This is a genomic window from Thermaerobacillus caldiproteolyticus (genome assembly GCF_013761245.1).
GTDB lineage: Bacteria > Bacillota > Bacilli > Bacillales > Anoxybacillaceae > Thermaerobacillus > Thermaerobacillus caldiproteolyticus.
In genome coordinates this window covers 22,087-35,085 of record NZ_JACDUT010000018.1, presented here as the reverse complement: position 1 = coordinate 35,085, position 12,999 = coordinate 22,087, and the positions used below count along the sequence as shown (strand labels likewise).

The following is a 12,999-nucleotide window of genomic DNA, read 5'->3' as shown; positions in this document are numbered from 1 at the left end:
GTTTCGTTCTTAGAGTACCTTTCTGAATTTCCAGAAAAAGTGCTCCAACGCATCGGACAGGTGGTTATGTCGGAAAATTAATCTGAATCTATATAAAATCGAAGCTAGACAAATACCTTTTGTTCAATGAATCAACAAAAGAAATGCTACTCCGCTTTGTTAAGAGAATGGAAATAAAAAAGCAGATGGAACACCGAAAATCTTTTACAGATTTTCGGCTCCTTCTGCTCAATTTTCCCTTAAAACGATCTGCAGCACACACTCCATATGGCTGAACTGCTAATTGTAGATTATAGAGTGCCAGACACCACAAAGGACAGCGCTCTTACCTCGTAAACATCCTTCGCAAGTCAGCCTCTCTTTATACAACACGAATAATTTAGGAATTTACCTGTACATCCATGTTTTTTTCTCTGCTATTTTTTAATGAAACTTTTAATCTAATGGTACAAATACAGAAATAAACAATTGATAATATCAATACATAGAACCATACACGTGAAACAAAATCTGTTTTCCACACGCCTGTTAGAGATAGGAGTGCCGGAATGGTAAGAGTGACCCATGATTGCACGAAGGCTACTTTTCCAATATAGGTATCAATTTTCTTATTAAGAGACATGGATAAAAAGAATAAGAACCATAAATAAGCCCACATTATCCATATTAAAGCATTGATTATGTCATGAAAATGTATGACAGATACAACTGCATATACAATCGCTATGATGGACACCCAGAGAGAGTACCATCCCAATCCGTTGCCTTCAAGGCCTTTTAGCGTAGTAACACCTACATATAAATAGGTAAAGCCAAATAAAAAGATACAAGCTAGATTAAAAATGGTCCAATGATGTTGATCAGAAACAGCAATTAAATAAAATGGCGCAATGACTTGAAAAGCCCCTACAAACAAATTGAAGACTCCCACGCTTTTTTCATTCGCTTTTCCAAACAACATTAAACTGTTTAAAAATAATGTAGCTCCTGAAAGAAATAAACCGACATCACCCATATAGATTGCCGTGAAAAACTCATCTAGCTTCTCACAGCCATATCCTCCTTACTTTTTATTTTTTGAAAAAGGAAAAAGCAATTCCCTTCCACGATCACTATACCAACCTAAAGAACAAATGTAAATGTAGTATTGAAAAAATGTAAAAACGTCTTTTCCCATTCTCAAAAACATCGTATTTTTCAATTTTTAGAGTGTTCTAATGAAAGACTTATGAAAAAACCAACTAAGCTAAACAACTCTTGTTAAGAGAAAAAAACCGACCGAAAGCATAAAATAGAAATATTTTGTTAACCGATTGAGAGATTGGTGGTATTATCATATTAACAAAATTTAACATATTAAAAAAATAACACGATTAAGGAGGTTTTTCTTTGGAAACGCCAGTAAAACTTATTGATGACCATCCAACTCCGTCTTCTGATAAAAGAACAAACCTTTTTGACCCTACATACCTACAAGTGTATTCAGAATTATTAGACAGACTACATATTTAAAAAATAATACGTTTAGGATGTGTGCGCTTATTATGGAAGATATTTTTTATGTGGATGATTTAAACCAATTAAAAGCCTTGAGTGATCCATTCAAGGTAAAAATTCTATGGGAAATAGACGAAGTACCTAAAACAGGAAAATGTTGACAGACCAATTACATTTATCTCCATCTAAAGTACGGTATCATTTAACTGAACTAGAAAAAGTCGGACTCATTAAAATTGATAGAACAGAAGAAAAAAATGGTATTATTCAAAAGTTCTATCGAACGGTTGCAAAAAGAATTTCCCTTGAGAAGGTAACTCCATTTATAAATAAGGATGATACCAATCTCAGTAGAGGATTAAAGGAAAGCATGATAATCTCTTTAAACAGATCAGTACAAGTATTGGCTGGGCAAGAGATCGTCGATACTGCTGATGTAAATCAAATTACAGGGGAATACTTTCTGAATGCACAAGAAGTAGAAAAATTCAAGCAAATGATAAAGGACTTATATTCTTTTTTAAATGAAGCAAACCAAAAAAATTTGACTCAAAATCAAGAAGGGAAAAAATATCATGTGAACTTAACTGCTTTTAAAAGTAGTTAAAACGGAGGGTGAACTTTTATAGTGACTTTATTTAAACAGAAACCCTTTTTGTTTTTCTTTTTAGCCCAATTTATTTCACGCTTCGGGGATGGCATAACAACTACTATTGTCTTATATATTATAGGAACTTTGTCAAAAGATCCTTTTTTATTGGACTTGTTCTTTTAGCACAATATAGCCCTACGCTTTTACTCGGATTTTTTACAGGAACGATTGCAGATAGATTTCCTAAAAATTATATAATGATCGGAGCAGATTTATATCGCGCTCTTGTTATGGTGATGATGACGTTTTCAACACACTCTGTTTGGTTATTAATCATTTTAGTTTTACTTTCCGGTATTGGAAATGCTATTTATTATCCAGCTAGGTCTTCATTTATTCCTCATTTGGTTGGAGAACAACACATTACACAAGCTTTGAGCATTTCTCAAATTATCAATTCTATCATGCAAATTGCTGGACCAGGAGTGGCAGGAATATTACTTGTTCTTACATCACCATCTAATATACTAATGATTGACGCCATAACTTTTTTGTTTTCAGCATTTTTTACGGGGATTTCTGTTAAATTAATTAAATATAAGCAAACAATCAAAAAGAACACTCAACCAAATTTATCAATTTGGAATTCTACAAAAGAAGGAATTAAAATAGTTTTTAACTTATCACCTCTTACATTTCCCATTGTACTAATAATACAAATTATGTTTGCTGCCGGTATTTTTAATACTACATCGACTTCACTAATGCTCCAAGTGTTCAATGTTTCCAGTTATCATTATGGAATGATTGAAGCCATGTTAGGTGTAGGTGCATTTTTAGGGGCTGCTATGGGACCATTTCTATTAAGCCATTTCAAACCAGGTTATCTGCTATTTTTTCAACGATTTTAATGGGTATATGGATGATCTTAGTTATACCTCTACACCAGTTTCCTAACATTTATGTTATTCCTGCTTTATATGTTTGGGTTTCGATAATAGGATTAATTAACGCATTTCTCAATATCCCGATAAGCAGTTTATTTCTTGGATTAACCCCTGAAAATTATAGGGGCAGAGCAATGGCCATTTTACAAATGGCTTCCTATACAGGATTGTTGTTAGGAATTGTGATTTCTGGAATACTCTCTAAATTTTATGGTTCCATATCTGTGACTGCTATATCTGGTTCCTTATTGGTTATTATTTCAATCATAACCGTTAAAACAAAAGGATTTAAAGAACTCTTAACCATTGATAAAAAAGTAAGTAGGAAAAAGAGAAATAGTGTTTCGGTATCAGGAATGGAACAATAAGATGCATTATCATTGCCCGCTAAATCAAAGGAAATTTAGACATAAAATTTTTGAATAAATTATCACTAGTGTTGCATAAATACTGTCATAATTTTCAGTTTAATCACATTTCCTGTTTAAAGCCAAAAAGGTAAATACCCAATCAAGGGTGGCTTTATCTACTTGAAAATTTATTCACAATTAGAGCTGTGCGAAGACAACAATTAGCTTATTAAGGAATGGTTTTTCCTTCAATCTTTCGAAGCCAGATTCTCGCTGGTTTCCACAATGAAGCCCTTAAATAGCGGCTAATTTGTAAGGTTTTTCGCTTACTCCGTGTTTCCATTTGTGCGAGTACATGTAGGCAAAAAACAATAAGAGCGATAAATACTTGATTTTGAATCCCTCATTCACTTTGAGCGTAGAATCTTTTAATGTTGAGATGTTGCTTTATCCATTTACAAAAAGTTCAATTGCCAACCGTGATTTATACATCTCTGAGATTTCTTCGGCACTCAAGTCAAAACGATTGGTGATTAATTGGAGTTCATTCCCTTTTGAATCCCTCACTTCCGCAACGATGAAGTAACACCAAAAATTCTACATCGATTAATTAATCGGTTCGATGAAAAAGAGGACCGCACACCGGTTATTCACTACCGATCTGACTCTCCAACATTTTACAAAAGAAGCAGGAAATCTTTAATTTTTTCCTGCTTCTTTTTTTAAAACTATCTGCGCCACACACTCCACATGATTCGTATGCGGGAACATATCAACGGGTTGAACCTCGAGCGTTTGGTACCCACCATCTTCGAGGATACGCAAGTCACGCGCTAACGTTGCCGGGTTACAGGAAACGTAGACGACACGCTTCGGTTTCATGGCGATAATCGTTTGTAAAAGGGCTTCATCGCAGCCTTTGCGCGGCGGGTCGACAACAATGCAGTCGGCTTGAATGCCTTGTTCATACCAGTTTGGAATGACCACTTCCGCTTCCCCTACGGCAAACTCTGCGTTGTCGATGCCGTTGAGCTTGGCGTTCCGTTTCGCGTCTTCAATCGCCTCTGGCACAATTTCGACTCCGTACACTTTTTTCGCTTTTTTGGCCAAGAAAAGCGAAATCGTGCCAATGCCGCAATAGGCGTCGATCACCGTTTCCTCTCCTGTTAATTCCGCGTATTCGAGCGCCTTTTCATACAGCACCTTTGTTTGTTCTGGGTTCACTTGATAGAAGGAGCGAGCTGAAATGGCAAATTGAATGTCGCCGATATAATCATAAATATACTCCGCTCCCCACAAAACCTTTGTTTCGTCTCCCATGATAACGTTTGTTCGCTGTGGATTGATGTTTTGAATAATAGACTTCACGTTTGGCACATTTTCGATGATTTCGCTAATAATTTTCTTTTTGTATGGCAAATCGTCTGTGCGCGTAATGAGAACAACCATCACTTCGTTTGTCACTAGTCCGTAACGCGCCATAATATGTCTGAGTACGCCTTTATGCGTTTCCTCGTTGTATGCTTGTATTCCGTATTTTTCACAAATATTTTTCACCGTTTGCACAACAACATCATTCATTGTCTGTTGGATGAGACAGGCGTCCATGTTAATAATTTGATGGCTTCGCTGCTGATAAAACCCAGCGACAAGCCCGCCTTCTCGCTCGCCCACAGGCACTTGCGCTTTATTGCGGTAGCGCCACGGATTGCTCATGCCAAGTACAGGATGAACAATAACATTTTCAATTTTTCCAATCCGAGCAAGCACTTCTTTGACATGTTTATGCTTTGCCTTTAGTTGTCCTTCGTAACTCAAATGTTGCAGTTGGCAGCCGCCACATTGTTTATAAATCGGGCATGGCGCGTCCACGCGATCCGGACTTCGTTCGTATAGTTCGATTAAACGCCCGTACCCATACCCTTTTTTTACTTTAATGACCTTTATTTTCGCTTTTTCCCCCGGCAGTCCATTGGCGACAAAAATCGGAAATCCGTCGATTTTCGCCACCCCTGCACCGTCGTGCGTTAAATCTTCAAACGTTACGTCATAATATTCGTTTTTCGTAACTGGAGCTTCTACTTTTGCCATCTTGCCTACTTCCTTTTCGTAAACATGCTGCATTGATTGTATCACACAATGACTTTGGACACAAAAAGAGAACAGGTTACCTCCCTGCTCTCATTTGTTCCGCTTTTTCTTTTGAGACAAATACTTCAAGATGTTGATACAAGTTGACAAACTCACCCGGCAACATCCCGCCGTATTCGCCATCCAAGTTAAGCTGCATGTTGTTCGGGGAGGTCACTTTAATTCGATTCGCTTTTGTGTAAATTAAGTGTGGGTCGTTCACATGTTCACCGCGCGCTGCTAACGTCACTACTTTAATAAACTCGGCTAAATTCGTTTTCTTTAAAATAATTAAATCAAACATACCATCGTTGAGCGAGGAATCAGGCGCCAATTTTTCAAAGCCGCCGACAGAATTCGTAAGCGAAACTAAAAAAAGCATGATTTCGCCTTCGTACACTTTTCCATCATATTCAATTCGCGCCTCAGTCGCTTTAATTGATGGCAGCATTTCAATTCCTTTTAAATAATACGCCAGCTGACCGAGCATCGTTTTCAGCTTGCTTGGTACTTCATACGTCAACTCAGTTAAGCGGCCGCCGCCGGCAATGTTGATAAAATAACGCGTTTTCCCTTCATTCATGACACAGCCAATGTCAATCGGGACCGCTTCCCCTTTGGTAATGACGTCGCATGCTCCTTCAATCGTGCGCGGCACGCCAATCGCCCTTGCAAAATCGTTCGTCGTACCAACGGGAATAATGCCGAGTTTTGGGCGATACTCTTGATCAGCAAGACCGTTTACCACTTCGTTAATCGTTCCATCGCCGCCAGCTGCAACGACAAGATCAAATTCGCGCTCAACCGCCCTTCTTGCCGCCTCAGTCGCATCCCCGGCCCCCGTTGTCGCATGACAGGACGTTTCATAGCCTGCTTTTTCTAATTGAACAAGCACCTCTGGCAAATACTTTTTAAAAATTTCTCGTCCTGATGTTGGATTATAAATAATTCTTGCACGTTTCATAGCCCCATCATCCTACTTATGTTTTATGTGAATTCCACTATTTAACATGATAGCGAAATCGATACGTTGTTGCAAATGATTTCGTCCTAAAAGATAAAAAAGTGGAGACGAGTTGTTAAGTACAATGAAGAAATGTTCTTTCCTCAGAGAAGTGCCTGATTTAGCAGTTGCAGGCCTAGATACAGTGAGAAAAGCGAAAACGGTATAAATCATCTCGAAGCCAAACGTTCTTCACGCGTAAAAATGCTTTTCGCTTTGGAACAAGCTGACCTGATACAAGACAGCTAGACAGTTCCCTCTTAACATGTATACTTTTGCTGATCATTGGAAAAAGGACTGACTTTATCAGCCAGTCCCTTGCCGCTCACTGCTCTGTCTTTTTCTGTTCAGAAATTTGTTGTGTCAATTGGTCAATGCTATTTTTTACGTTGCCTTTTCCGGAAAAGTTCTCAAGTAATTCTTTCACATCAATACCGGAAGATGCTTTCAACGATTCTTGCAATGCTGCCATTAAGTTCGTTGCATAGCTTGTGACCCGGTTTGCTCCACCATTGGCATCACTGCTTCCTGTATCGACGATCGTAATCTTATCAATATTCGCAAGCGGGCTTGCCACTTGTTTTGCATATTCAGGAAGCATTTTTAAAATCATGTCGAGAATGGCCGCTTTGCCGTATTGTTCGAACGCTTCGGCGATTTTTTGTTTCGCTTCCGCTTCGGCCAATCCCTTTAAGCGAATGACTTCTGCTTCGGCTTCCCCTTTTGCTTTTTCCGCTTCGGCTTTTGCAAGCCCATCGATGCGTACCTTTTCAGCTTCCGCTTTTGCCATCGCTTCAATGCGATATTTATGCGCATCGGCTTCGGCCATTTGCTTTGCTTTTTCTGCAGCTGCTGCCTGCTCGACAGCGTAACGGTCCGCATCCGCTTTCTTTTTCACTTCTGAATCATATTGACGCTCGCGGCGTAAAATCTCTTTTTCTTCGAGTTCAATTTGTTTTTGCCGCTCAATAATTTTAATTTGCATTTGCTGTTCGATGACTTCCTGCTTCGCTTTCGCTTCTTCTAGATGGTACGCTTGGTCGGCGCGCGCTTTTGCAATATCTTGCTCGCGGCGGAACTCCGCCATTTTGAGCTGATTGATCTTTTCGGCTTCAGCAATTTCGGTTAGCCGTTCTAATTCCGCCTTTCGTGCCTCTTTATCGGCTTCGGCCCGCTTAATGCGCGTTTCTTTTTCCGCTTCAGCGGTGGCGATATCGGCATCGCGTCTCACTTGGGCGATGCGCGGTTTTCCTAACGCATCAAGATATCCATTTTTGTCACGCACATCTTTAATCGTAAACGAAACGATCACAAGTCCCATTTTCGCTAAATCGTGTGAAGCGACACGTTGCACTTCTTGTGAGAACTTATCGCGGTTTTTATAGATCTCCTCAACTGTCATCGAACCGAGAATGGAACGGAGATGACCTTCCAATACTTCTTTCGCTTCATTCTCCATGTCTTGTCTTGTTTTTCCTAAAAATTGCTCGGCCGCTGTGGCAATTTCACCAATGGAGCTGCCAACTTTAATGATCGCCACTCCATCCGCCATGACCGGAACGCCTTGCTCTGTGTATACTTCTGGCGTTTGTACATCCAGCTTAATGGAAAGAAGGCTGAGCGGCTCGGCCTGTTGGAAAATCGGTAACACAAATGTTCCGCCGCCGCGCACAATTTTGATTTTATTTCCAGATTCGTCGACATGAACATTTTTACTGCCAAGATAACTACCTGTGACGATGAGCGCTTCATCAGGCCCCACCGTGCGGTAGCGCAACATAAAGATTGCTACCAAACCGAGAAGCAATAGTACTACGACTCCAATGACTGCTAAGATCGGCATCATAAAAAATCCTCCCCCTTTTATTGCAGTGGAATATAATATGGATCGTGCTTCGCGACTGTCGCGACGCCGTTTTCCATTTTTACAATGATCACTTCTGTTCCTGATGGAATCTCTTCGTTTTTTACACCTTTTGCTGGTTTCGAAATCGTACCGCTTGCTCCTTGAATGAGAATTTCACCAAATCCATCTTGTGGAACGGTGACAATGACTTTGGCAATGCGTCCTTCTAAATCCGCTTCTGAATAATTTAGTGAGGCTTCTGCGGAGCGAAGCGGAATGAATACGAAAAAGTGCAAAAGCAACACAATGATGAACGCAATCCCAGCACTAATAAGACCAATGAAGCCTTTTGACATACTCATATATTTTTCAAACAAATAACCAGATGCGCTAAACACAGTCAAAAATGATAAAATTAGCTGCGGGCTCAACAAGGGGTGATCGGGCACATCAAAAATCCCATCTAACATATCGCTTAGCAAAATATAGACAAACGTCAAACTTCCGCTCACAACGAGCAGAATGATATAAATAGTTTCCATCGGATATCCGAACATTTCTTATCACTCCCTTTTTTGCCCATATTACCTAAATATACGAATTATCCGATAAAGTGTTTCATCTTTTTTCACTTATTTTTCACGAAGGTTTGTTATGATGATAAAATAAAGGAAGGAAAACGAAAGGGAGAAGGAACAAATGAAAATTTTGTTGGCAGAAGATGATCCATATTTAGGTGAACTGATTGTACACATGCTCAAGAAAAAAGGGGTCGATAAAGTCGATTGGGTCGAAGAAGGAGAAGATGCGTATGATTATGCACTTGCTTCCTTCTACGATGTTGTTATCTTGGATTGGATGCTGCCAAATGGAGATGGCGTAGATATTTGCAAACGTCTCCGCAAAAAAGGATATTCAGGGGCCATCCTCATGCTTACAGCAAAAGACGCGGTGCAAGATCGCGTCGAAGGGTTAGAAGCAGGAGCAGATGATTATCTCGTTAAGCCATTTGAAATTGATGAACTAATGGCGCGCTTGAAAGCATTGTCGCGGCGCACATTCGTACCGATTCAAGAGGAGACGATTCAATTTAAAGACTTTGTTCTCAATCGAACAAGTCATACACTGCATCGCGGCGATAAAGAAATTTTTTTGACGCCTCGTGAATTTCAGCTTCTCGACATGCTGCTGCAAAATAAAGGGCGGGTATTATCTCGTGAAACTCTTTTCGATCGCATCTGGGGATACGATGCAGATGTTTCGATGAAAACTATCGATGCCACTGTCAAACTTCTTCGAAAAAAACTTGATGCTGACATTATTCAAACCGTACGCGGGGTGGGATACAAAATTGAAGAATAAATTCCTCTCCTTCATTGCAAAAAACAAACAGGATATGTTTCGTCTCACCCAATTGCGTTTAACCGCCCTTTACAGCGGAATTTTAATGATTTTCTTAACGGTATTCATCATTATTGTTTATTTCCTGCTTTACATGATTATCACAAATGACCAAGAGCGAAGGATTACGAGCCTTGCCGAGCAAGAAATGAAAGCGATTGAAGACATTTTAATCGAACAAACGAATCCCGACTTAATCGACAGTCAAAACGTTGTGTTTTTAAACGAAGACCAGTTCTTTTTTTATGTCATTGACCCGCGCGGACAGCTTATAATGGGGGATGAAATCAATAAAGGACTCAGACCGATCCTTCTTAAGGAGCTGCAACAATCAGCTCCAAAGGAAAACGAGTTAAAGTATGTAGATGTTAATCTTCCGTCCCATATGTATGAATTTTCAAGGTTCCATTCACCTGAATTAAGACTTCTTACCATTGCCCGACCCATTATCATTCGCAATCACTTTATCGGGATGCTATATATCGGAATGGATGTCACATCGTTTTCGAAAGTTTTCAAATGGTTACTTATTGTCTTGATCGGGCTAGCGATATTATTTATTGGTGTCGCTTTGTTATTGAGCCACTTTATGTCAAAGCGGGCGCTCGTCCCCATTCAAGAGTCATACAATCGTCAGCGTGAATTCGTTGCCAATGCCTCTCATGAGCTGCGGACACCGCTAAGCGTCATTTTTTCATCTGTCGAGGCATTGGAGATGGACGGAGAAATCACTGCAAATGATTTTAGTCAAAAAATCTTGCATCGTCTGCGGGAAGAAGTGAAGCGAATGACAAAGCTGATCAATGACTTGCTGACACTTGCCCGCTCAGACTCCGAACACGCTTCGCTTGAATTAGTAAAGGACATTTTTGATTTTCGCCCACATGCAGAACGGACGTTACAATCATTCGAAGATTTAGCGATGAAAAAAGAAATACACCTCCATTTCGATGCTCCGGAATCTGTCATTATTTCTGGAGATACTGATAAGTTAACGCAACTATTGTACATCTTGTTAGACAATGCGATTAAATACACACCGAATAACGGGGAAGTCACGTTACAGCTTCGCGTCGAACCATTCAAACATCAACATATGCTCACGATCTCTGTCAAAGACACGGGAATTGGCATCCCGCGTGAAGATATCGCAAGAATTTTTGATCGGTTCTATCGCGTCGATAAAGCGAGGTCGCGCCAGTACGGCGGCCATGGTCTTGGATTGTCGATTGCTAAATGGATTGTTGATGCCCATAAAGGACGAATCGAAGTCCATAGTGAAGTGGGGAAAGGAACCGAGTTTATCGTGAAAATTCCTTTTTAAACCAAGGTGCTTTTCGCAACGAAAAGCGCCTTTTTTTCTTTTTTCATAAAAAATTTTTCAACTTGTCCTTGTTTTTCACCTAATTTTCTCTTTTCTTTTCTACAATGCAAAGTGTAAATAAGCTCTAAACAAAAAAGGAGGTGAAAAACTGAGTGAAAAAGCGAACGATCGTCCTACTGCTTCTTCTCTTAGCGGTCATCGTGTACGGCACGATTCAGATCGGCGCTTTCATGAACATCGGATTTGGCCGGGGATATCACAATATGCCAATGGCAGACATACCTCGCCACTATGGTCCATTTGTTAAGCATCATCATTTCGCCTTCCATTATGGTCCAAGAGGTGGCTTTATAGAACCAAGTGGATGGATGCTGTTCGGGATCATTCCGATTCTTTTCCAACTAGCCATGATCGTCATTGGTTGGATCATGTGGAAAACAGCAAGCCGTTCCCGTGCTTGGAAGTGGACAGGGCTTGCGCTCATGGGAGTTGGGGTAGTAGCACTTCTGCCAAAACTATTGCTCATTCCGCTTGGGTTAATCGCAGCTTACATGATTTATAAAAAAACAAAATATGAAACTGTTAACGAGGATCTTTCAGCATTAGCAATTCCTAACGTAAACCAACGTCACTTTTTAGATGAATGGGAAAAGAACATTCGGAAGGAGGAACAATGATGGGACTTTTGAAGCGCGTCAAAAATGTCGTGCTCGCGGATTTGCATGAGCTCGTCGACAAATTTGAAGATCCTATTAGCATGACAAAACAATACCTTCGCGACCTTGAGGAACAAATCGAAAAAGCCCAACATGCGTTAGCACAACAGTTTATCGTCGAACGTCGCTATGAAGCGCTCATCCAGCAAGCTGAAGAAATCGTGGAAAAACGAGCTCGCCAAGCTAAGCTAGCAGTTGAACGAAACGAAGAATCCATTGCGAAAATGGCGTTACAAGAAAAACTCGCTTACGAGAAAAAACTTTCCTTGTACAAGCAACAATACGACACGCTTAAGGAAAAAACAACATACTTAACCGAACAATTGAAACAGTTAAAAGAAACGTACGAAGAACTAAAGGTAAAACAACTCGACTTAATCGCGCGTGCTAATGCTGCCAAAGCGGTGAAACAGATTAACGCATCGCTCGTTTCCTTTCACCCGGATCATGCGCTAAAAGGCTTTGCGCGTATGGAAGAGCGTGTATTTGCCCTTGAAGCCGAAGCAAAAGCAAGCAGTTACTTATATGAATCACACAAAGCACTTCATTCTTCTTCACAATTAGAAGAGGAAGTTGAAAAAGAGCTAGCCCAATTAAAAGCAGCCCGATAATTTTATAGCCTTGTACTCTATAACCCCCCTTTTTATATAGATTCCCTCCCCCTTGCGTAACAGCGAGGGGGCTTTATTATGGAAACAACCAAAAAGAAAGCAGTGGACATCCATACATTCTTTGCCTTTTAGGTCACTTTTTAACAGTTTTGAAGGACTCTGCCCCCTAACATGTTAGTTAACGCCTCGCTCCTGCCTGCACATCGTCTGAAGAAGGGAGGATTTGCGAAAAACATGTTAAAATTTTCATGAGAGGTCTACTCGTTGGAAATGCTCTACTGTTGGAGATGGATCATAGAAGTGATGCAATAAAGCTTTCCACTCTTGGTAATCTGGTGATTGACGAAAACCAACTGTATGGTCTTCAAGCGTTTCCCACTATATAAGAAGAAGATATTTTCCTTTTTGTTCTATACAGCGTTGGAGTTCGTGGTGAATATACCCTTTCATCTTTGAAATAATGCTTGATGCTTTCTTGAATGTCTTCTCGTACTCTTCTTCCATCCCTTCTCTGACTTGTAACATGACAGCTTCTAAAATCATTGAATCTCCTCCTTTTTCACCATGGAAAACTACGAAAAA

12 protein-coding genes and 2 pseudogenes are annotated in these 12,999 nt (G+C 40.1%); 7 read left to right on the top strand and 7 right to left on the bottom strand.

The window, feature by feature from the left end:
• Positions 1-379: 379 nt before the first annotated feature.
• A complete protein-coding gene (locus HNR31_RS17620) occupies positions 380-1,015 on the bottom strand; it encodes an AmiS/UreI family transporter (RefSeq protein ID WP_181557490.1) in 636 nt (211 codons plus the stop codon).
• Positions 1,016-1,654: 639 nt separating this feature from the next.
• On the opposite strand from HNR31_RS17620, the gene HNR31_RS17615 reads away from it, so the two are divergent.
• The 3 genes from HNR31_RS17615 (at position 1,655) to HNR31_RS19030 (ending at position 3,404) form a co-directional block, all read left to right on the top strand.
• Positions 1,655-2,104 carry a helix-turn-helix transcriptional regulator gene (locus HNR31_RS17615; protein WP_181557489.1) on the top strand — a complete coding sequence of 150 codons (450 nt, stop codon included), beginning with the start codon at positions 1,655-1,657 and terminating at the stop codon, positions 2,102-2,104.
• 68 nt (positions 2,105-2,172) lie between these two features.
• A complete protein-coding gene (locus HNR31_RS19035; RefSeq protein ID WP_309505746.1) occupies positions 2,173-3,000 on the top strand; it encodes an MFS transporter in 828 nt (275 codons plus the stop codon).
• Positions 3,000-3,404 (top strand): MFS transporter, encoded by a 405-nt coding sequence (locus HNR31_RS19030; protein WP_258561120.1) that lies wholly within the window; start codon positions 3,000-3,002, stop codon positions 3,402-3,404. Before HNR31_RS19035 ends, HNR31_RS19030 begins: the two co-directional genes overlap by 1 nt.
• A 211-nt stretch (positions 3,405-3,615) precedes the next feature.
• Here HNR31_RS19030 and HNR31_RS17605 read toward each other — a convergent pair.
• The 5 genes and pseudogenes from HNR31_RS17605 to HNR31_RS17585 all read right to left on the bottom strand — a co-directional run.
• A pseudogene (locus HNR31_RS17605) lies at positions 3,616-3,953 on the bottom strand (transposase); the annotation flags it as partial.
• 132 nt (positions 3,954-4,085) lie between these two features.
• Complete coding sequence (gene rlmD / locus HNR31_RS17600; RefSeq protein ID WP_181557488.1) at positions 4,086-5,477, bottom strand: 23S rRNA (uracil(1939)-C(5))-methyltransferase RlmD; 1,392 nt, start codon at positions 5,475-5,477, stop codon at positions 4,086-4,088.
• 76 nt (positions 5,478-5,553) lie between these two features.
• Positions 5,554-6,480, bottom strand: a complete 927-nt coding sequence (locus tag HNR31_RS17595; RefSeq protein WP_181557487.1) for a diacylglycerol kinase — start codon at positions 6,478-6,480, stop codon at positions 5,554-5,556.
• A 364-nt stretch (positions 6,481-6,844) separates the two neighbouring features.
• Positions 6,845-8,365 carry a flotillin family protein gene (locus HNR31_RS17590; protein ID WP_181557486.1) on the bottom strand — a complete coding sequence of 507 codons (1,521 nt, stop codon included), beginning with the start codon at positions 8,363-8,365 and terminating at the stop codon, positions 6,845-6,847.
• Between the two features lie 17 nt (positions 8,366-8,382).
• Positions 8,383-8,922 (bottom strand): NfeD family protein, encoded by a 540-nt coding sequence (locus HNR31_RS17585; RefSeq protein ID WP_181557485.1) that lies wholly within the window; start codon positions 8,920-8,922, stop codon positions 8,383-8,385.
• 142 nt (positions 8,923-9,064) lie between these two features.
• Between HNR31_RS17585 and HNR31_RS17580 the strand changes: the two genes are divergently transcribed.
• The 4 genes from HNR31_RS17580 to HNR31_RS17565 all read left to right on the top strand — a co-directional run bounded on the left by HNR31_RS17580 (position 9,065) and on the right by HNR31_RS17565 (position 12,417).
• A complete protein-coding gene (locus tag HNR31_RS17580) occupies positions 9,065-9,727 on the top strand; it encodes a response regulator transcription factor (protein ID WP_181557484.1) in 663 nt (220 codons plus the stop codon).
• A gap of 34 nt (positions 9,728-9,761) precedes the next feature.
• The gene (locus HNR31_RS17575) at positions 9,762-11,090 is read left to right on the top strand and encodes a sensor histidine kinase (protein WP_373367415.1); all 1,329 of its coding nucleotides are present in this window, start codon (positions 9,762-9,764) and stop codon (positions 11,088-11,090) included.
• A 152-nt stretch (positions 11,091-11,242) separates the two neighbouring features.
• The gene (locus HNR31_RS17570) at positions 11,243-11,767 is read left to right on the top strand and encodes a hypothetical protein (protein WP_181557482.1); all 525 of its coding nucleotides are present in this window, start codon (positions 11,243-11,245) and stop codon (positions 11,765-11,767) included.
• The gene (locus HNR31_RS17565; RefSeq protein ID WP_181557481.1) at positions 11,767-12,417 is read left to right on the top strand and encodes a PspA/IM30 family protein; all 651 of its coding nucleotides are present in this window, start codon (positions 11,767-11,769) and stop codon (positions 12,415-12,417) included. Before HNR31_RS17570 ends, HNR31_RS17565 begins: the two co-directional genes overlap by 1 nt.
• Positions 12,418-12,663: 246 nt before the next feature.
• Here the strand turns inward: HNR31_RS17565 and HNR31_RS17560 are convergent.
• Positions 12,664-12,960, bottom strand: a pseudogene (locus tag HNR31_RS17560) (antibiotic biosynthesis monooxygenase family protein).
• Between the last annotated feature and the right edge of the window lie 39 nt (positions 12,961-12,999).